Annotated in this window: 16 protein-coding genes; 3 read left to right on the top strand and 13 right to left on the bottom strand. The window is 68.5% G+C overall.

The annotated features are described in order from the left end of the window. Positions 1 to 4 precede the first annotated feature (4 nt). The 4 genes from OG782_RS35120 to OG782_RS35105 all read right to left on the bottom strand — a co-directional run bounded on the left by OG782_RS35120 (position 5) and on the right by OG782_RS35105 (position 2,636). Entirely contained in the window at positions 5 to 148 is a 144-nt protein-coding gene (locus OG782_RS35120; protein WP_018099790.1) for a DUF6760 family protein, read from the bottom strand. Further along, positions 145 to 591, bottom strand: a complete 447-nt coding sequence (locus OG782_RS35115; RefSeq protein ID WP_406458065.1) for a hypothetical protein — start codon at positions 589 to 591, stop codon at positions 145 to 147. The genes OG782_RS35120 and OG782_RS35115 overlap by 4 nt, the downstream gene beginning before the upstream one ends. Continuing rightward, entirely contained in the window at positions 591 to 1,034 is a 444-nt protein-coding gene (locus OG782_RS35110; RefSeq protein WP_406458063.1) for a phage tail protein, read from the bottom strand. The genes OG782_RS35115 and OG782_RS35110 overlap by 1 nt, the downstream gene beginning before the upstream one ends. A 63-nt stretch (positions 1,035 to 1,097) precedes the next feature. Further along, positions 1,098 to 2,636: a phage tail sheath family protein gene (locus OG782_RS35105; protein ID WP_406458061.1), complete on the bottom strand. Its 1,539-nt coding sequence runs from the start codon at positions 2,634 to 2,636 to the stop codon at positions 1,098 to 1,100. Between the two features lie 273 nt (positions 2,637 to 2,909). Between OG782_RS35105 and OG782_RS35100 the strand changes: the two genes are divergently transcribed. Together OG782_RS35100 and OG782_RS35095 are read left to right on the top strand one after the other, a co-directional pair. Then, the gene (locus tag OG782_RS35100; RefSeq protein ID WP_406458059.1) at positions 2,910 to 6,506 is read left to right on the top strand and encodes a hypothetical protein; all 3,597 of its coding nucleotides are present in this window, start codon (positions 2,910 to 2,912) and stop codon (positions 6,504 to 6,506) included. A gap of 71 nt (positions 6,507 to 6,577) precedes the next feature. Further along, positions 6,578 to 7,243, top strand: coding sequence for a hypothetical protein (locus OG782_RS35095; protein WP_406458057.1), 666 nt, complete (start codon positions 6,578 to 6,580; stop codon positions 7,241 to 7,243). Between the two features lie 350 nt (positions 7,244 to 7,593). Here the strand turns inward: OG782_RS35095 and OG782_RS35090 are convergent, their stop codons facing one another. From OG782_RS35090 to OG782_RS35065, 6 genes are all read right to left on the bottom strand, one after another. After that, complete coding sequence (locus tag OG782_RS35090) at positions 7,594 to 8,871, bottom strand: cytochrome P450 (protein ID WP_406458055.1); 1,278 nt, start codon at positions 8,869 to 8,871, stop codon at positions 7,594 to 7,596. Beyond that, on the bottom strand, positions 8,868 to 9,668 hold the full coding sequence (locus OG782_RS35085) for an alpha/beta fold hydrolase (RefSeq protein WP_406458053.1): 801 nt from the start codon (positions 9,666 to 9,668) through the stop codon (positions 8,868 to 8,870). The genes OG782_RS35090 and OG782_RS35085 overlap by 4 nt, the downstream gene beginning before the upstream one ends. Before the next feature lie 107 nt (positions 9,669 to 9,775). After that, positions 9,776 to 11,839 carry an ATP-binding protein gene (locus tag OG782_RS35080; RefSeq protein ID WP_406458051.1) on the bottom strand — a complete coding sequence of 688 codons (2,064 nt, stop codon included), beginning with the start codon at positions 11,837 to 11,839 and terminating at the stop codon, positions 9,776 to 9,778. Beyond that, on the bottom strand, positions 11,836 to 12,597 hold the full coding sequence (locus OG782_RS35075) for a DUF4255 domain-containing protein (RefSeq protein ID WP_406458049.1): 762 nt from the start codon (positions 12,595 to 12,597) through the stop codon (positions 11,836 to 11,838). The genes OG782_RS35080 and OG782_RS35075 overlap by 4 nt, the downstream gene beginning before the upstream one ends. A gap of 61 nt (positions 12,598 to 12,658) precedes the next feature. Beyond that, positions 12,659 to 14,725, bottom strand: coding sequence for an HYR domain-containing protein (locus tag OG782_RS35070; protein ID WP_406458047.1), 2,067 nt, complete (start codon positions 14,723 to 14,725; stop codon positions 12,659 to 12,661). Between the two features lie 193 nt (positions 14,726 to 14,918). Next, positions 14,919 to 15,551: a response regulator transcription factor gene (locus OG782_RS35065; RefSeq protein ID WP_406458045.1), complete on the bottom strand. Its 633-nt coding sequence runs from the start codon at positions 15,549 to 15,551 to the stop codon at positions 14,919 to 14,921. A gap of 213 nt (positions 15,552 to 15,764) precedes the next feature. Between OG782_RS35065 and OG782_RS35060 the strand changes: the two genes are divergently transcribed. After that, on the top strand, positions 15,765 to 17,102 hold the full coding sequence (locus tag OG782_RS35060) for a hypothetical protein (protein ID WP_406458043.1): 1,338 nt from the start codon (positions 15,765 to 15,767) through the stop codon (positions 17,100 to 17,102). 44 nt (positions 17,103 to 17,146) lie between these two features. Here the strand turns inward: OG782_RS35060 and OG782_RS35055 are convergent, their stop codons facing one another. The 3 genes from OG782_RS35055 to OG782_RS35045 form a co-directional block, all read right to left on the bottom strand. Beyond that, complete coding sequence (locus tag OG782_RS35055; RefSeq protein WP_406458041.1) at positions 17,147 to 18,028, bottom strand: DUF4157 domain-containing protein; 882 nt, start codon at positions 18,026 to 18,028, stop codon at positions 17,147 to 17,149. Between the two features lie 221 nt (positions 18,029 to 18,249). Continuing rightward, positions 18,250 to 18,753, bottom strand: coding sequence for a TrmO family methyltransferase (locus tag OG782_RS35050; RefSeq protein WP_406458039.1), 504 nt, complete (start codon positions 18,751 to 18,753; stop codon positions 18,250 to 18,252). A gap of 225 nt (positions 18,754 to 18,978) precedes the next feature. Beyond that, the gene (locus OG782_RS35045; RefSeq protein ID WP_406458037.1) at positions 18,979 to 20,376 is read right to left on the bottom strand and encodes a Tat pathway signal protein; all 1,398 of its coding nucleotides are present in this window, start codon (positions 20,374 to 20,376) and stop codon (positions 18,979 to 18,981) included. Positions 20,377 to 20,429 lie beyond the last annotated feature (53 nt).

Genomic DNA, 20,429 nt, shown 5'->3' with positions numbered 1-20,429 from the left:
CTGGCTACTGCCCGTTGAGGCGAGCGACCTGTGCGACGAACTTCAGGCGTTCCGGGTGTTCCAGGTCCAGCAGGTCATCGAGCGGCCAGTGGAAGTGGTAGGCGAGGTACGCGACCTCCTCGTAGAGCAGGTCGGCCGCGTACGTCACGATTCCCCCAGGCGACCGCCGGCGAGATTCACCGCGAACTCCTCCTGGCAGGAGGGACAGGTGACCGCTGCGCGGGTGTGCCCCTCGGCGTTGATCCGCCGGTAGAAGTCCTGGAGGAACGCCAGATCGGATGCGAACAGGTCCTCGATGACACCCGGGTGGATGTCCTCGACCGTGCCGATGCGGGTGACGACACGGGAGATCAGGACGACGGACAGATACGCGGAGTTCTCCCGCACCCGGTCGTCCCGCAGCGGCACCAGCTCGTCGCGGGCGGTCGCGAGCCGCATCACGCCGGTGCGGTGCACGGTGCCCGACTCGTCGACGTACCCGCGCGGGAGATCGAAGGGGAACTCCGTCCGCAGCGGTTCGGGCCGTCCCGCACCGGCCCGGTCCGCGGATTCGCGCTCGGTGGGATCCTGGAACTGGACCGTACGCCGCATCAGTCGAGCTCCATGCTCTCGTACGTGATGGCCAGCTTCTCCGTCAGGACGGAGGTGTCCCCCGCCTTGAGGGTGCCGATCTCCAGCGACTTGGGCCAGGCGTTGATGAGCTTGTACCGCTTGATGGGCAGGCCCTCGTAGTCGTACACGATGACCGCGCCGTTGCGGCGGGCGTTGGTCATGCGGCCGAACCGCGAGTCCCTGATCCAGCGTTCGAAGCTGTTGTCCTCCGTGAGGCCGCGCGTGACGGTGACCTCACCGGCCTTGGGGCGGCCTGGCAGCTTCTTGATGGCGTACTTGCCGTCGGCGGTGTTCTGCTTCAGCTCGATGACGTCCTGCTCCATCTTCAGACCACTGATCTCGGTGATCTGCTTGATGATGACGCTGTCGAACTCGAGGCCGAAGGAATGCCCGACGGAACTGTCGAGATCGGGAAGTGGCACAACAGGCTCCTTACGCCAGGTCCGGGAAGGGACCGGTCACTGATCCGGTGGTGGGCGTGCCGGTCACTCGTCGACGCCGCCGGTGCCGCCGGTCAGCTGGGAGAGCCGGAACACCACGAACTCCGCCGGCTTGACGGGTGCGACACCGATCTCGCAGATGACCTGGCCCAGATCGACGCTCTCGGGCGGGTTGGTCTCCCGGTCGCACTTCACGTAGAACGCCTCGTCCGGTGTCAGCCCGAACAGCGAACCCTTGCGCCACTCGTTCACCAGGAACGCGGAGACCGTGCGCCGGATACGTGCCCACAGCGCATCGTCGTTCGGTTCGAAGACGACCCACTGCGTGCCGGAGAGGATCGACTCCTCCAGGTAGTTGAAGAGCCTGCGCACATTGAGGTAGCGCCAGGCCGGGTCGGAGGCCAGGGTCCGCGCACCCCACACCCTGATGCCGCGCCCGGGGAAGGACCGGATGCAGTTCAGCCCGATCGGATTGAGGAGATCGTGCTCGTTCTTGGTCAGCTGCGTCTGCAACGCCACGGCCCCGCGCACCACTTCGTTGGCCGGCGCCTTGTGCACACCGCGGGTGTCGTCGTTGCGCGCCCAGATCCCCGCGATGTGCCCGCTCGGCGGTACGAGGGTGGCGCGGCCGGAGGCCGGGTCGGCGACGCTGATCCAGGGGTAGTAGAGCGTGGCGTACTTGGAGTCGAAGTTCGCCCGGTCCGTGCGCCAGCCCCTGACCTGCTGAGGTGAGAGTCCCGGCGGCGGGTCGAGGATGGCGACACGGTCGCCCATCAGCTCGCAGTGCGTGATGAGCCCTTGCTGGACGGCGATGACCGACTCCAGGTCGAGCAGCCCGCGTTCGTACGCGCCCATCAGGTCGGGCACGGCGATCATCGTGATGTCGTCCACCGCCTCGAGCCCGCCCAGCCCGGTGCGACGGTCGGCGTCACCGACGTACACCTCGGGAGCCAGCGCACCGGCGCCGCCCGCTGCGGGGGCCGCGGGGGCGAGCGCGACCGTCTGGATGTCGGGCCGGGCGGGGGCCGCGCCGCGCCCCGACTCCCGGATCTCGATGAGCTCCGACTTCGCGTTGACCCGGGTGGCGACGTTCTCCTTGCTGCGCTTGGTGGTGACGGCCGGATACGTCTCCGCGACCTGCCCGTCCCGCTTCACGATGAGCTGGAAGACGTCGGAGGGCGGATCGTCGCCCTCGGCCTGAGCCACCTCCACGGTGATCTCCCCGGCCACGCCCTGCCGGGGCTTCACGGCGTAGGGCCCGATCTGGACCTCGGCCCCCGCAGCGAGCTCCCCGTCCTCACCGCCGGCGACGGAGTCCGTCCCGTCGCCGATCCGTACGACGTAGCAGATGCCGCCGCCGTTGGCGAAGAACCCGTAGACGGCGGACGCGAGGTACGTACCGTCGACGAAGTCACCGAAGGTACTGACGAACTGGCTCCAGTTCGTGATGAGCGTCGGCTCGTCGAACGGACCCCGCTGGGCGAAGCCCACGAAGGCGGCGACCGAGGTGCCCACCCCTTCGATCGGCCGGGATCCGGACTCGACCTCTTCGACGTAGACGCCCGGGGACAGGTACGACGGCATATAAGCCTCTCCTTGACGCTCTCCTCGACTTGCTCCTCGACCCGTTCCACGGCCGGGGCCGCGAACGATTCTCGCCACTCACGCGATCACCGGGAACGGATACTCGGCCGCCCCGCCGTGCACGGGAGGCTGCCCGAAGAGGCAATCCGGCGGCACCCGACGCACCACGCGGACGTGCCCCGGCCGCGGCGCGCGCACGCTCCACCTGGCCGGTACGCGCGCGGCAGCCTGACACACCACGTCCGGGCGGAGCTGTGCTGGCGGGAGGGACGGATGAAGGCGGTTCCGGAGAAGACCTCCACCGCACCGGCCCGCACCGAGGCCGCTCCCCGCACGGACCGGGCCCCTACCTCCCCCTCGCCGGCCCCGGACCGCCGAAGCATCCAGCGCCTGCAACGGGCGGCCGGCAACGCGGCGGTGTCCCGCCTGGTCGCGCAGCGCTACACGGCCCCGGTGAAGTCGGCGCCGGCCCAGGCGCCCGGGTTCCGCAGCATGAAGGCGGCCGTGGCGGCGAAGAAGACGCGGATCGCCGTCCACCCGCCCGCGGCCGCGGAGTCCAAGGCGTCCCAGGACGCGGCGGTTGCGCCTCCGGACGACAAGGAAGCCCAGGGCAAGGCCGCGAACGCGGAGAAGATGAACGCGGCGAAGCCCGGCGAGTTCGACAAGAAGGCGTTCGTCGACGCGGTGAACAAGGCGATCGACGCGCAGGCGCCGAAGAACCTCGACGAGGCCGACAAGTTCTCCAAGTCGGGCAAGGCCGAGAAGGTCAAGGCGGAGGTCGACGGGAAGGTCACGGACGGCAAGGAGTCCTCGGCCAAGGACATCGACACGGCGACGAAGGCACCACCGGACACCTCGGCCGCCAAGGACAAGCCGGTCACCCCCCTCACCCCGGACCAGCCGCCCGGCAACCCCGGCGCTCCCCCGGCAGCGGACGCGATCCCGGACAAGCAACCGGCCTCGGTCACGGACTTCTCCGAGGGCCCGGCGCAGAACGACAAGGAGATGGCGGACGCCGAGGTCACCGAGGACCAGCTGGCCAAGGGCAACGAACCCGAGTTCAACGAGGCCCTCTCCGCAAAGAAGACAGCAGAGACGGACTCCGCGAAGGCCCCCGCCAAGGGCCAAGCGGCCGAGAACCAGCAGCTGAACATCGCCAAGGCAGGCGCTGCGGCCTCCGGTGCGGCCGCCATGTCCACCCTCACCGCCACCCGGGCGCAGGCGGGCCAGAAGGTGGATGGCGGTAAGGGCGAGACGAAGTCGAAGGACGAGAGGAAGCGCGCCGAGGTCACCGCGAAGCTTCAGAAGGTCTACGACGGAACGAAGAAGGACGTCGAGACCACGCTCTCGGACCTGGACAAGAAGGTCGACACGGCGTTCACCGCGGGCGAGAAGGCGGCCAGGGACGCGTTCACGGCGGACCACAAGCGCCGGATGAAGAAGTACAAGGACAAGCGGTACTCGGGCTGGACGGGCAAGGCCCGCTGGGTGAAGGACAAGTTCGCCGGCCTGCCCCAGGCGGCGAACGACCTCTACCAGGAGGCCCGCAAGCTATACGTGGCCCAGATGCAGACGGTGATCTCGTCGGTGGCCGACATCATCGGCGCCGAACTGGGCAAGGCCAAGGCCCGTATCGCCAAGGGCCGCACGGAGCTGAAGGCCGAGGTCGACAAACTCCCCGCGGACCTGCGTCAGTTCGGCGAGGACGCGGCCAAGGACTTCGCCGGAAAATTCGACGACCTGGAAACCACGGTCAACGAGAAGTCGGAACAGCTCGTCCAGGACCTCGCGTCGAAGTACACGGCCGCACTGAACAAGATCGACGAGGAGATCAAGAAGCTCCAGGAAGCCAACAAGGGCCTGATCGACAAGGCGAAGGACGCGATCGTCGGCGCGATCAAGACGATCAACGAACTGAAGAACCTCCTCCTGGGCATCCTCGCCAAGGCCGCCGGCGCCATCATGAAGATCATCAAGGACCCCATCGGCTTCCTGGGCAACCTGGTCTCGGCGGTCGGCGCGGGCCTGAACCTCTTCGTCACGAACATCGCGGAGCACCTCAAGACCGGCGTCGTCTCCTGGCTGCTCGGCACCGCGGTCAAGGCGGGTCTGGATCTCCCCCAGAAGTTCGACCTGAAGGGCATCATCCAGCTCATCGGCTCACTGCTGGGCCTGACCTGGGACAACATCAAAGCCCGCGTCACCCGCAAGGGTGTCCCCGACGAGGCGATGGCGGCGGTCGAGACGTCGGTCCCGGTCGCCCAGAAGATCGCCCGGGAGGGCCCGGCCGGCGCGTTCGAGGAAATCAAGGAAGAAGCGGGCGACCTCAAGGCCACGATCCTGGAAAAGCTCACCAGCTACCTGATCCCCACAGTCATCGTCGCGGGCATCACCTGGATCATCTCCCTCCTCAACCCCGCCTCCGCCTTCGTCCGCGCGGTCAAGGGAATCATCGACATCGTCACATTCATCGTGAACCAGGGCTCCCAGATCGTGGAGTTCGTCAACTCGGTCCTCGACGCAGTGGTGGCCATCGCCAACGGCGGCAAGGCCGGCGTCCCGAAGATGGTCGAGGCCGCACTCGCGGCGAGCGTGCCACTGCTGATCGGGTTCCTTGCGTCACTGCTGGGCATCGGCGGCCTGGCCAACAAGGTCAAGAGCGTCTTCCATGCGGTGGGCAAGCCCGTCGGGCGCGCCATCGACAAGATCGTCGACTTCATAGTCAAGAAGGGCAAAGCCCTCTGGAGAAAACTCAAAGGCAAGGGTAAGGATGGCAAGGGTAAGGAAGGGAAGGAAGACGGTACGATTCGCCTGCCAAAAAAGCGGTTCAGCACAGAGACCGGCGATGGGCACCTTCTAAACTTTTCCGACAATAAGCAAAATGCAAAGCTCATGATCCACAGCACTCCCCTCACCATGGAGAAATTCCTCTCAGACTGGCGCGAGGACATAGATAAGTGTGATGAACCCACTGGGCGCGAGGTTCAGAGCAAAGCACACATCGACGCAACCAATAGGCATGACGACGTCAAAACCGCACAGGACACACTTGAAGCCAGCGCGGGAGCAGCGAGACAGCAACACCTCCAGACCCTGGTCGGCCTGCTCGACAAATTGGCAGTCGCCCTGGCGAAGCACGACCCCGGAATGATCGCACCCATACCTGCGCCGATACTTCCTCCGTTCACGGATCACGTGATCGCGACGAAATTTACGGCACACTACATCAACAACGATTCAAAGGGAGAGCCATCAAGTAAACACAAGAAGCATGATGGAGTGAACAATGTTTGGAAGTATATGAAAACACTCAACACGGGCGCGAACCAAACCGCCTGGGTCAAAATGCATCTGCTTCCGGACTTCCTTGGCGGTTTCGCTACTGATTCCAATCTCGTCCCCGCCCGCGGATTCGTAAACAATCCCCTGTTCCTCATTGCCGCAGAGAATCCCGCAAAGAGCGCACTCAAGCCACCTCCGGATGGCACGGAGAAGATAATCTGGTATCGAGTGAGCGAATTGACGTACCACAAGAGCCAGAATGGAGAATTCCCAGACGACGCATTCCCTCACCAGCTCGGCGTCGAATGGGGCGGATACGAAAGATCCGAAGGGAAATGGACCGCCAAGAGCATGAGTGGATCCTACTCCGATGAACAGGATCCACCCACCCTGAACCTCTGGCGAATAAACAAGGAGGGGGCGACAGCCGCAGCGCTCCGACTGGGGCTTCCAAAGAAGCACAAGATGGGAGAGGCCATCAAGAATGGCCGCCCATATTCCGGCATCACCGAGCTCACGGTGAAGTGGCCAGATTTTGCGGATAAGTTCACCGACCTGGAATCCCGCGGAATAATCCGATGGGACTGAATCAAGAATCGTAGACCGAATGATGGGATACACATCCGGTGATGTTGGAATTCGAGGCAAAACTTCTCAGAATGATCGAAGAGATCACCGACTGCAGCGAGATCCGCATCCTGGAGCACGAAGAGGGACCACTCGGCGACTTCCTTGGTGACGCAGACAATGCATTCAATGTATTGCAACAGCTCAAAACCAGAACGCTGGCTCCCTCTCTCAAACGCGCTTTCCATCGCTACAACGGGTTGGGCACCTACTGGTGCGGGGTCGGAGAAAGAGAATCCTTGGCGGGCGAATTCCGTCTGGTTCAACTTCTTGACGCGATTATTGGCGGAGCTCCGGCATGGCTGACGCAGGAAGGATGGCCGGAGGACCAGCGCGAGCTTCATGCGGATTTTCGAGTATTTGACAGTCAATTCTACGGCGGAGTGGGAACATTTTCTGCACTCCGCCTCCAGGATGGAGTCGAGAATCCGGAGGTCTGGTATTTCAATACCACCTACGGAAGTCTGAAATTGGATCTGGACTACGCAGAATACATGGACCGCCTGTTGATTACCCGTGGAATCTACTATTGGCAGTACCTGTTCGCCGACGTGCCGCCCGAGCACTACAACTTCGAAACAATTGGATTGGGACTGAAGGAATCAATCGATTTTCTGGAGGAAATCTTTCCAGATAACGACTACAGCGAATTGAGGACACGGCTGGATGCACGGCTTACCCGATGGCACACTCTCTGAGCCACGAACATCGATACAGCGAACCACGGCGCTGCATCCTTGGACGGCGAGTCGGAGACTGTCACCGCCTTTTCGACGGACATCTCGTAGTGATCTGCTGAACGCCGGCCCGCCGCTCTCCCCAGCGCCAGATACGGTCCGAACTCCGAAGCCAGGGTCAGCCGCCCCAGCTTCTGGTACTCCCGCTGGATCGCGTGGATCAGCGTCACCCCACCCCGTGTCCGCCGCCGTCACTGCGATCGAGCGGATGCCGCCGCCCACCAGTTCCAAGCGCTCGGCCCCGAGAGCGTCGTCGAGGTTGGCGGCATCGATCCGCTGGGCTCCTTCGGGGTTCCAACCGACTCCAGTCGTCACGCATCAACCACCCGCACGGGCAACGACTTCACCCCGTTGATGAAGTTCGACACCAGGCGTCGCGGCGGGGCCGCGAGGCGGAGGTGGCCAGGCGGGAGCACCCGGCACGCCTCCTCGTACAGCGCGCGCAGCTGCAAGCGTGCGAAGTGCGCGCCCAGGCAGACATGCGGGCCGTCGCCGAAGGAGATGTGCGGGTTCGGGGACCGGGAGAGGTCCAGGGTGAACGGGTCGGGGAAGACGCGTTCATCGTGGTTGGCCGAGGCGTGGAAGACCACCACCTTCTCGCCCGTGCGGATACGCGTACCCGCAAGGTCCGTGTCCTGCGTCGCGGTGCGGCGGAAGGTCAGGACCGGCGGGTGGCGGCGGAGAAGTTCGTCCACGGCGGTGGTGAACTCCACCTCGCCGTTGCGCAGGCGGTGGTACTCCTCGGGGTGCTCGGCCAGGAGGTGCAGGCCGCCGGGGGCCGCGCTGCGTACCGTGTCGTTGCCCGCCACCACCAGTAGGAAGAAGAACATCTCCAGCTCGGGGGCCGTCAGTTCGGGGTCCGTGGCGAGAGCCGTCATCACGTCGTCGGCGGGGTGCCGTCGCTTGTGGGCCGCCAGGGCGTGCGCGTAGGCGAACATGTCGCGCAGTGACGCCGGGGAGCGAGGGTTGACCGGTTTGCCGTCCGGGCCGAGTGCCGGCGCTCCCGCCTCGTCCGGGTCCTGGTAGCCGATGACGCGTTGGGTCCAGTGGAGCAGGAGTGCGCGGTCGGTGTCGGGTATGCCCAGCAGGTCGGTGAGGTTGAGCAGGGCGTAGTCGTCCGTGACCTGGGTGACGAGGTCGCACGTGCCGTCGCCGGCCCGTGCTTCGGCGACCGCCCGGGTGAGCAGGGAGCGGGCGCGTTCACGTACGACCGTCTCGAAGCGGTCCATGCGTTTCGGGGTGAAGGCGCGGCTGACGAGCGTGCGCAGTCGTCGGTGGTGCGGTGGGTCCTGGTTGAGCATCATCCGGCGGATGAACGGCAGGTCTGCGGGGTCCGGGTCGCGGATCTGGGTGGCGCCGAGGTACGAGGAGTACGTGGCCGAGTCCCTGAGTACGCGGACGGCGTCCTGGTGCCGGGTGACCGCCCAGAAGCCGGGGCCCGCCGGCCAGCCGAGCACCTCCGGCTCCTCCTGCCATGCGACGGGGTGGTCGTCGCGCAGGTGGCGGTAGCGGTCGTGGGGGATGCCTCGCGCGTACTGCCTCGGGTCGAAGACGTCCGTGGCGGAGGATGGGGAGGGGGCGCGGCTCACGCCTTGGCCTCGCCGTCCTCCGCATCCGCATCCCCCCGCAAGAAGTCCTCCATCACGCGGATCACGTCGAGCGGAGCCTCGTCCAGCGCGTAGTGGCCGCACGACGGCAGCTCCACCAGTTCCGCGCGGGGGAACCAGCGCATCCACGTGGCACGCTGCAGGTCGGCGGAGAGGGCCGGGTCCAACGCCCCCACGACCGCCAGGGCCGGTACGGGCGAACCGTCGATCCGGTCGTGGAAGTCCTCGCTCGCCCAGGAGTCCAGCCAGGCACGGAACGCCTTCGCATCGCTGCACTCGACCGAACGGCGCACCATGCGATCCAGCCAGGCCGCCGGACGCCGGCCACCGGTGGTGCTGTCGAGGATGACCCGGCGGTTGTCCGGGTTCTGCGCCGCCTCGGCGAACAGCTCCCACTGCTCGGGAGGCAGTGGCAGGCCGGATGCGGGGACAGGTGACAGTCCGACGATCCTGCGTACCCGATGGGGCGCGGCGGCCAGCGTCCGCTGGATGACGGAGCCGCCCATCGAGTGGCCGATCAGCGAGAAGCGGTCCCAGCCGAGCAGGTCGGCCAGCGCGAGTACGTCGTCGGCCCCCTCCGCCGTGGTGAACGTACCGTCCGCGCCCTTGGCCTCGCCGTATCCCCGGAGGTCGACGATCGCGTACTGGAACGCACCGGTGTCGAGATCCGGCAGTACGGGGTCGTAGGCGGAGCGGTCGGCGAGCCAGCCGTGTACCGCGATGACCTTGTGCGGGCCGTCGCCATGCAGGACATGAGGCAGAACGGACGATGCGGTCACACCGGCTCCTGTCTTAGTACGGCGGCGGACCGTCTGTCTTCAGCCCGCCCACCCGTCCACGGTGACGGCAGCCATCGGTCCGCGCAAGGGCACGCCCGCGGCATTCGTCACCCCTGCACCAGCGCCAGATACGGCCCGAACTCCGAGGCCAGCGTCAGCCGCCCCAGCTTCTGGTACTCCCGCTGGATCGCGTGGATCAGCGTCGCCATCGTCACCCCACCCCCCGTGTCCGCCGCCAGGTACGCCGCCGTCACCGCGATCGAGCGGATGTTGCCGCCCGCCAGCTCGAAGTTCTCGGCGCAGAACGCGAGGTCGAGGTCCGTGCCGCGCGGGAGCACTGTCCCCAGGCAGCGCTCCCAGAGGACCAGGCGTTGTTCCGGGTCCGGGACCGGGAAGTCGATGACCAGGTCCAGGCGGCGCGTGAAGGCGTCGTCGAGGTTGGCGCGGAGGTTGGTGGCGAGGATGGCCAGGCCGTCGAAGGACTCCATCCGTTGGAGGAGGTACGCGCTCTCGACGTTCGCGTAGCGGTCGTGCGCGTCCTTGACGTCCGAGCGCTTGCCGAAGATCGCGTCGGCCTCGTCGAAGAGCAGGACGCCATTGACGCCCGCCGCTTCCGTGAAGATGCGTTCCAGGTTCTTCTCGGTCTCCCCGACGTACTTGTCGATGACCGTGGCCAGGTCGACCGTGTAGAGGTCCAGGCCGAGGTCGGCCGCGATCACTTCCGCCGACATGGTCTTGCCCGTGCCGGAGTCGCCTGCGAAGAGGGCCGAGACGCCTCGGCCCCGGCCGCCGCCCGGTCGCATGCCCCACTCCCCCAGGACCCGGTCGCGGTGGCGGGCGCGGGCGGTGAGTTCGCGGAGCTGGGCGTGGGTGTCGGGTGGGAGGACCAGGTCGTGCCAAGTGACAGCGGGTTCGATGCGGCGGGCCAGGCGGTCCAGCCCGGCCGCGTTCTGGGCGCGGGCTCCCTGGCGTACGTGGTCGGGGGTGAGGGTTCCGCCGTCGAGCTGCGCCGTCTGGGCGGCGCTGCGGGCGGCGCCGGTGACCTGTTCCGGGGTGAGGAGGAAAGGGGCCAGCAGGTGGTCCGGGTCGATCCCTGCCGGGACAGACGCCGAAGTCGTGCGCTCGTACGCGTCGCTCCACAGTGTGCCGCGTGCCGACGGCTCCACCCTCGGGGCGTGCAGGAGCAGTGGCGGGATCGTCGACCAGGACGCGTCCCACGGCGCCCTGCCCACCATGACCGTCGGGACGGGCGTGGCCGTGAGCAGCCGCAGCAGGTGCGGGTGTTCGCGGGAGACCGCGTCCAGCGGGGCACAGACCAGGCCCGAGCCCGTCAGGCGTGCCTCGCGCACCAGGGAACGTACCGCGTCGGCCGGCGCCGGGTCCTGCGACAGCCGGGCCAGGTCCAGGCCCAGGACACCGCGGCCCGCGAGCGTCAGCGCCGACGCGGCCAGTGCCGTGCCCGCCCCGCCCTGGTCCTCGCTGAGGTAGGCCAGCGGGAGCCCTCCGGCGAGGACCCGGGCCAGCGGGGCCGGATCGCCCACGCCCGCCACCGCGTGCCAGGGCGCCAGGAGGTCGGCGAGGCGCGGGTCCCTCGTGTCGTCGCCCAGGAGGTGCGCGGTGACCCGGTCCGGGACGCGCAGTGCGCGGCTCAGGAACGGGCGGTCCAGGTCCTCGGCCAGGAGCAGGCCCGCCTCCCGGAGCGGGGCGCGCGCCGCCAGCCGGCCCCGTGCCACCGCGTCGGCCGGTGACAGCCCGCACAGGCCGAGCGCCAGGCCGATCGAGGGGCGGCGGCGGGTCACGTCGTCGTTGAGGTAGCCGTAGAACGCCTCGAAGCGGTCGTCCAGGTCCGGTACGAGCGCGATGACGAGGATCTCGATGTCGAGTGCGGTGAGCCCGAAGTCGGCTTCCAGGGTGGTGAGACGGGAGGCCGCGTACCCTGACAGGTCGCCGTCCCCCGGCACCGGCTCCGGGAAGCCCCGTACTCCGTCCTCGTCCAGCAGCCGCGCCACGTTCTCCGCCGTGAGGTACAGCCCCCGGAACTCGTCCTCCGGGTCCGGATCCGTGCGCTGCCGGACCTCGACCGCGTGGCGGATGCGCTGCTCGACGCCCACCGCGCGCGCGAGCAGGTGGCGCAGGTTCGGGTCGTCGTCGGGGTGGCCCGGGGGCGTCATGCGGTGGGGTCCTCCGTACGGCCGTCCTGGTCGGCGCGGTTCTCGGTGATCCGGAGCGAGAGGCCGCGGCGGGGCTCCGTGGAGCCGGCTGCGGCCGCGGATGCCGGGCGGCCGGGGTGGTTCCCGTACACCGGAAGCCCGCCGCGTCCCGGCATCGGCTGCCGGAGCGGTTCCGCGAGCGGCGGTATGTCGCCGAAGTGTGCCCGGAGTCCTTCGTCTCCCACCGGCGGGCCCGCCGTGTATGTCGGCGAGGCGGTCACGGGCACGCTGACCACCAGGTCCAGCGAGGGTTTCAGCTCGCCGCCCAGTGCGCTCCACACATCGGCGAACGAGCGGTCCTCGGGCGGCGGCAGCGCGATCGACATCGGTACGGCGGCTCCGATGTCCGCGAGGGAGCCGGTCAGCCGTTCCGGGGGCAGTGCCTCGTGTGCCAGCAGGCAGGCGAGCAGGGAGGACAGCAGCCGGTGCTCGTCCTCCGGGCGCTTCGTCCACGCGGTGATCAGGTACGACAGCTTGAAGTACCGGGGCGGGCGGCGCCGCGACACGATGGCGCCCCGTTCGTCGTACTCGTTGTGCAGGCCTCGCTCCCGGCGTCGCATGTCCTCGCGGATGTCGTAGAGGTAGAGGTTGACCATGGGGGCGTTGACCTTGGCCGCCCATTCTCTGGTGGGTGCGTCGAAGACCACGGCGATCTGGCCGCCCTCGAGCACCTCCGCCCGGATCAGGGACCGAAGTACGTCGTCCACCTCGTGGATCACCTGGAGACCGTCCCTCTCACGTCCGCACCTCGCACCTCTGACGGTTCCTCGTCCGGCACCGTCACGTCCGTCCCTTGAAGTCCGGTGGCTGGAGGTTGCGTTGGACGACCAGGACCGGCTTCTGGAGCCGGGGAAGACGTGGGGCGGTCGCCCGCAGGATGCGGGGGCCGAGGGTGTCCTTGCGCAGGACCAGCATCTGGACCTCGAACGTGCCGTCTCGGCCCACCTTCACGCCCGAGCGGTCGGCCGTGATCCCGATGTTCCATGTGAGGGTGACTCGCTCGCCGGGCGGATAGTCCTTGCCGCGGGCCAGGACGGGCTGGCCCGGTTTGGCGACCTTCGGGGTGACGGTGAGGGAGGGTTTGAGTACGCGCAGCCGGTCGGTGTCCTGGTTGTTGGCCGGGCGAAGGTCCGAAACGGTGCCGCGCACCTTGGCCCGGACGTCCCCGGAGATCGCCTCACGATATGTCGCGTTCTGCGTCACCTCGATCCGTCCGCCCGCGGGGATGGTGCACGGTTCGGCCGCTGTGCAACGGGTGAGCGCCGGCAGGCTGCGGTCCTTCGACCGGGACGGCGTCGGCCAGGTGGCGCCGATGACGACTCCGGTCGCGGTGTCCGGTCCGGCGTTGGTGACGGTGAAACGGGCGCGGGCCGGGCGGCCGACGTAGGTGCGGTCGGGGCTGACATCGGTCTTCACCGCGACGTCTGTCGCCGGGGGCGGGGGCGGCGACGGCGGCACCGGTGCGAGGACCTCGAACTGGGCGGTGTCCGTACCGGAGTTGCCCGCCGCGTCGGTTGCCGAGCAGGTGACCGTGGTCGTCCCGACGGGGAAGAGCGAGCCGGACTCCGGGGTGCAGGTCACAGGGAGGGCGCCGTCCTGGGCGTCCGTTGCCGTGGCGGTGTATCCGATGCGCGTTCCGTCCTCGTCGTCCGCTCTGGCGATGCGGTCGTCCACGGTGACGACCGGGGCATCGACGTCGTTCACGTCGATGATGATCTTCTGCTCGAAATCGGGATCCGGCAGGGCGGAGGGGCCCACGGTGTCCGTTCCCGGGATCTGCGGTCCGAGCAGGAACTGCACGGTGCAGGTGAGTGTGGTGCCTTGGGGGGCATCGGCCGATACATCCACGGTCTCCGCGAAGTGTGCGGTCCCGCCACTGGTCAGCTGCTGGGTGGGAGGGTCGAGGGCGACCGTGAGGTGGGGATCGCAGGCGTCGAGTTGATAGCTGACGGATGTGGGGAGGTTGTCGAAGCCGTCGATGATGGCCTGGGCGACCTCGTCACCCTGGATGCCCTCCAGCAGCCTTCCCTGCGTCGCCTCGATGATGCGTGTGGCCTGTCCCGGAGTGGTGGGCGGGTTTTCGACGTACTTCGGGTTGGTCGGGTCGTGTGCGTCGCCGTTGCCGTTCAGGCCGTCGCCGATCGTGCTGTCCACGTCCACACCGATGACCCGGACGCCCTTGTCCTGAAGGTCGAAGATCGTGTCGTCGATGGTGTGGCCGTTGCTGGGCGCGTGGCTGGAGGCGTCTCCGACCAGCACGATGACCGGGTTGGCCCCCTCGCGGAAGACCGTCTTGCCACCGGCCCCATTGGCTATCTGCCACAGCCCGTTGATCCAGTCCTCGGAGGGGCCGCGGCTCGCCCCTCCCAGTACCGTCTTCAGACCGTTGACGCCGGTCTGCACCTTGTCGACGTCATCGGTCAGCTCCTGCAGCACCTGGAATCCGGCATCGACGTCGCCTTCCTGGTCGCCGAACGTGGCGACGGCGAATCGCGAGTCGGGCTGCTCGGCCAGGATCTTGGTGGTGATGGCGGGGAGGTTCTGCTGCACGCTCTTGATGGGCCCGGCCATGCTCTTCGTGCCGTCCACCAGCAGGATGACTTCCGGCTTCGGCGGGATGGCAGGTGTGCGTACCTGTTTGTCCACCCCCGTCGAGCCCCCCGGGTCGACGGACTCGTGCAGGATCGCCGGAGTGACCCAGGGGTCAGGGACGGGCATGGCCGCGGCCACACCCGGACCGCCCGAGGCGGGGGTGAGGCCGGCGGCCAGCAGCAACAGCGCGAGCGCCACCGAGCGGCGCGCGCCGGTGAAACCACGTGGCCGTTTCGCCGGCTGGTTCCACCGCACAGAATCTCTCCCCCGCACCCGGACCTCCCACCGAAGAACAGCGCCCACACGGTCCCGCAGACACGGACATCGCGCAGCGGGAGGTCAGCCACTTCCGCGGGAAGCCATCGCTGCCCTTTGGGGCAATTCCCAGCGGTCCGGGCCAATGGAGTGAGACGTCGGGGTGAGAGCGGTGAGAGGTCCGGGCGAGGGATCAGATCAGGCCCTGGCGCATCGCGTACGCCACCGCGTGGGACCTGTTGCGCAGTTGCAGCCGGGTCATCACCGAGTGCAGCACGTTCTTGATCGTGCGTTCGGAGTACGCCAGTTTCGTGGCGATGTCCGCGGTGTCGTACCCCTCGGCCACCAGCCGCAGCACGTCCACCTCACGGGCCGCCAGACCGGTGAAGTGCAGCCCGCGCGGTCCGAGTACCTGCCCCTGGAGCCGGCCCACCTCGGCGAGGAGTCTGCCGAGCAGGTCGGACGGCAGGTGGCCCTCGCCCCGCGCCACCGTCTCGATGACGCGCACCAGGTGTTCGGGCGTCGACTCCGCCCGCCTGATCACGCCGACGACCCCGCACTCCGCCGCGCTCACCAGCTTCTGCTCATCGATGTCCGTGGTGACGAGCACGGTGCGGGAGTCACTGGTGCGCTGGATGTGACGCAGCGTCCTCAGTACGTCCTCGTCGACCGTGTCCACGACCATGACGACGACTTCGGGTGCGGACTCCCCCTCGCCCTCGCCCCATTCCATGACGGTGACTTCGGGCCGGGCCCTCAACTGGCTGGCCACACCCGCCTGTGAGATCGGATCCTGGGCCCGTAATGCAACCGTGGTGCGCTCCATGCCAATGCTCCCCCTTGGGCAACAGCTGGAAGGCCACTGAGAAACACATGCCTCGCAGCTGTGTTCGTTCGCCTCAATCGATATGAGGCGGACGGAAGATGCCCCTGTCTACTGACGGGGAAACAAATCTGTCTGACAGGGGCATTGAATCTGCCCGAAAGTGTTCCTTCGCGGCCGATGTCCGATGTCTCTGGCGACCTTACGGTCCGCCGTATGAGTCTTACGGCAAGTCTCGATGCATCGTCCGTCAGCGCCGCACCGGGCGAGGAGACGGCTGTCCCCCTTCAGGTCCGCAACTCCGGCCAGACCGTCGAGGAGTACCGCTTCGAGGTGGTCGGTGCGTGCGCCGCCTGGTCGGCCGTTGAGCCGGCGGTGCTGTCCCTCTACCCGGGTGACTCCGCAACCGTATCGCTCATGCTCCGGCCGCCCCGCGATTCGACGGTGCCCGCGGGCGAGACGCCGTTCGGCATCCGGGTGGTGCCCACCAGCGAGCAGGGCGAGGCGGTGGTTCCGGAAGGCCGGGTGACCGTACTGCCGTTCACCGCGACGACTGCCGAGCTGGTCCCGCGCAGCTCACACGGTTCGCGGCGCGGACAGCACCAGCTCGCGGTCGACAACCGGGGCAACACACCGGTGACCGTACGGCTCGGCGCCCAGCCCGGCACCGAACTCGCACGCGTGTCCTTCGCCGTCACCGAGCTCCAAGTAGCTCCGGGTCAGGCGGAGTTCGGAAAGCTGCGCGTCCGCCCGGCCAAGCGTATGTGGCGCGGCACTCCGCTCACGCATCCCTTCCAGGTGTTCGCCGCCACGCAGGTGGCCGAGGGCCAGGAGCCGGTGGAACCGGTCCTCGTGGACGGCTCCTACCAGCAGGAGCCCCTCCTTCCACGCTGGCTGCCCCGTGCGCTCATCACGGCGGCCGTCCTGCTGATCGCTCTGGTCGGACTCTGGTACGCGGTGCTGCGTCCGGCCGTGAAATCGGCGGCGCGGGAGGCGGTCACCCCCGAGGCGGTACGTTCCGCCGCCGCGGCCGACAAGAGCAAGGCACCGGATCAGGGTGACGCGGCGGGGACCGGCGCGGACGGCGGGACCGGTGATTCGGCCGGGACGGGCTCGGGCGGCGGCACTTCGAAGCCCACTCCCACGCCGAACCCCTCCGCCACGCAGGACGGTGCGGCAGCGACCCCGACGAGTGCCCAGGTCCGGGTCAGGGACTCGGTGGGCGGCGGTACGAATTCGGGATCGGCCCTTCAGGTACCGGACGGTCACACGTTCCAGCTGACCGACATCGTCGTGCAGAACCCGCAGGGGGACGCCGGTACCGTCGTGATCTCCGCCGGTCAGCAGACCCGTGTGCTGAGCCTCGGGCTGGAGAACTTCCGTGACTCCGACTACCACTTCGTGACGCCGATCCTGGTGCCGGCGGGCGGCAAGGTCACCATGACCATCGACTGCCGGAAGGTGGGGAAGCCGGTGGGCGCCCGCACGCCTTCGCGATGCTCGGAGTCGCTGTTCCTGGGCGGCACGATGCGCACGGAATCACCGGCGGGCTGACCTCGCCTGCCGGGGACCCGGCCGGCTCGGTCCAGAAAGGTCCGTCAGGCCGGCGGGGCCTCTTCCTCCTCCTCCGCGCCCTTCTCCTCGGCCCGTTGGACGAACGAGCCCTGGACGTCCGCCGGCTGTTCGTCCTCGTCCTCCGTGGCCGCCCGCTGTACGGCGGGGGTCGAGGGCGACGGGGACGGGGCGGCGGTCGGGGCCTGCGCCGGAGCCGGATCCGCCAGGACCCGGTCCGCGTTCGCCACGGCCTCCCTCTCGTAGCGGTCGGAGGGATCGCTGACCCGGATGCCTCCGGGCGCCTCCGTTCCCTCCACCGGACCGCTGCGCTGCTGCATCACATGGGTCAGCTCATGGGCCAGGGTGGTGCGGCCCTGCGGTGACGACGGGTCGTACGCGTCGCGCTGGAAGACCACGTTGTTGCCCACGGTGTAGGCATGTGCGCCGACACCCTTCGCGGACTCGTGCGCGGCGGAGTCGTTGTGGACGCGTACGTCGGAGAAGTCCGCCCCCATCCGGCCCTCGAGGTCCGCACGGGTATCGGCGTCCAGCGGCGCACCGCCGCCGGACGAGACGACGTCGTGCACGGGTGAACGCGGCTCCTCCTCGGCCTGTTCGGACGCACCGGCCCTGGCACGCTGGATCACGGGGCCGAGCGCGGCGTTGCCGACGGTCCGCTGGAGCACACCCATGCCGGACGCGCCGACCACGTGCGCCCGGCCGGTGGCCGCCGCGCGGAAGACGTGGTGTGCGTCCGCTCCTGCGTCCCGGCCGTCCGTCGCCCGCTGCGTCGTGGGGGCATCGCCGTGCAGGTGAGCCCCCTGAAGACGCTCGTGCCCGTACTCGCTCTCCCGCGACAGGGTGTGGCGGTCCCGCTCGGGGTCCTGCTCGTGCTCATGGTCGTGGTCGTGGTCCTGTGCGTTCATCGTCTTCTCCCCTGACCGCACCGTCGCGGGCCCGAACCGCGAAGGGCGCAGTGGCCCGTCTTCCTACGGTTCTCCACCTTCACGGCAGATTCCCTGCCCCGTCCAGCCCGCCCCCGACCGGCCCGGGGCACCCGGCGCTGCCTCTTCGGGCAGTCCGCCCGTACGAACGGCCGCTGCCCGCGCCCTTGGTGGGCCGGCCGGCGGGCGCACGGCCGACAGGCCTACGGCGCTTCGCCGCCCGCCGGGCGGTCGCGGGCGTCCGACCAGTAGGACGGGTCGAGCATCTCGCCGGGCCAGGCGGGCTGCCGTACCGGTCCTCGCGGCCCCATCTGCTCGAAGTACGGAGCCAGGTCGATCACGGGGCTGCCCTCGACGGCGTCGAGGTCGGTGACCAGGAGGTCCCGGCCGTCCACCCCGAGCAGGCGCGGACAGCTGATCGCGAGCTGGTTCGGCCTGCGGTGATTGCGGTGGACGAAGGTGCCTGTCGCCGGCCACCGTGCGTCGCCCCGCGGGCTCCGGGCGTGGAGCTGTACGTCCTCGGGGCGTGCCAGGTGGAAGCGCCAGGTCACGGTCAGGTGGCTGAACTCCTCGATTCCCTGGAGGGTTTCGAGCGGATACTCCTCGTGGAGGCGGATGATCGACCGGACCCCGCCCTGATGGTCGTCCAGGACACTGGTGTGCCCCCCGACCACGGTCGCGATCGAGCTGACCTCATACGTGGACACGGTTGCTCCCCTCCTTGCCAGGGCGCCTGGTGCAGCGTCCCGTTTACCGGCGCCACGCCCTGACGCTGGACCGTCAGCCTAAGGGCTGTCCCATCCCCGGCGGATCAGCGCGCGGCGTCAGATGCGGTGCATCGCAAGGCGGAGGGACGTCCGCGTACTGGATGTATTCGGGCGTTCCGACAACGCGGCGAGGTGCCGTAGCTGTCGTCGTGCGCCCGCCGGGGATCACGGGACAGCCCTTAGGGTGTGCAGTGCTTCGCGCGCCCGGCGGTCCAGTTCCACCACATGCCGTCCGCCGCGGTTCCGGAGGGGCGAGAGGTCTGCGCGCATACGGACGATGACGTCCCGGGCCCGGCCGGAATGAATCCCGGACATCGCGTCGAGGGCGTGGTTCCAGGTGGCACAGGCCTCGTCGAGATGTCCCTGCCGGAGCTGAACGGCGCCGAGGTAGCCGAGCGTCACGCTGTGCGTGCGGGCGTGGAGACGGTGGCGGCGCGTGGCGACGCTGCGCCGGAAGTGGATCTCGGCGTCCCTGGGGTTGCCGAGATCGCGCAGGGCGCAGGCGGTCTCGTGCGCCAAAGACGCCTCGGCGAAGAAGCCGACCCGGCTCGGCGCGTCCCCGGTGTCGCGGCCCAGGTCGCGTTCGGCTCGGCCGATCGCGGCGAGTGCGCCGGTGCGGTCACCGGAGACGGCCAGAGCGCGGGCGTGGACGATGGACAGCAACGCCTTCTCCCGCCGGCTCGCCCGCCCGTACCGAGTGGATTCCATGGACGCGGCGGCCAGGTCCAGAGCCTGGCGGGGGTGGCCGAGGTCGACGGCCTGATGGGCCATGGCGCGCAGGATGTGCCCGGCCAGCGGGCCGTCGCCCGCTTCGGCCGCGAGCTTCACCGCAAGGATGAAGTAGCGCTGTGCGGTGCGGTGTTCGGAGGCGTCGAATCCCATCCAGCCGGCCAGGTAGGCCATCTCGGAGACCGCGGTGTACAGGTCGCGACGGACCTGATCGCCGGCGAAGCGTCCCGTCAGGTGCTGGGCAGCCTCCATCGTCAGATGTGCCGCGAGTGCGGAGCGGCCCGCTCCGCCTCCGCGCTGCTGGTCCCGCGCGGAGAAGAAGGCAGTGGTCTGGCGGATGTCTTCGACGTCGGCAGCGGTGGCTGTCCCTGTCGAGTTCGCGGGCCGTTTCCCGGCCGTGGCCCCGGCCTTCTGCCACCATGCCGCTCCGGGGATGGTGAGACCGGCCACCGAGTAGGCGGAGGTTGCCAGGATCTGGCGCCGGTGCACCCTGTCGAGGTCGTCCCGTCCCAGCGCCGCCAGCATGGTCAGCGTGTCGGTACCCCAGTCGGAGCCGTCAGCCGCGGGCCGGGCCGGTTCGGATTCCAGTCCGATGTCCGCCAGGGTGATGGGCCGGCCGAGCCTGCGCGTCAGTGTCTCGCAGAGGATGCGGGGCGCCCGGCCACTGGGGCGGGTCCCCTGAATCCACATGGCGATGTGGGACCGGCTGATCCCGTAGAGCTCGGCGGCTCCGCTCTCCTGCGCCACGCGGAGGACAGCGGCGGCTGTTCTCGGCTGCGACCATCCCGTCTCCGCGATACGAGCGGCCAGACGTTCATTGCGTATGCGACCCATGGATGCCCCCCGGCTTCGAAACGATCTTTGACGCGTTTGACGGAATTCCCGCC

Origin of the sequence: Streptomyces sp. NBC_00876 (assembly GCF_045207435.1) — a bacterium.
Lineage (GTDB): Bacteria > Actinomycetota > Actinomycetes > Streptomycetales > Streptomycetaceae > Streptomyces.
Note: the sequence above shows the minus strand (reverse complement) of the source record. Positions and strands in the feature narration are given on the sequence as shown.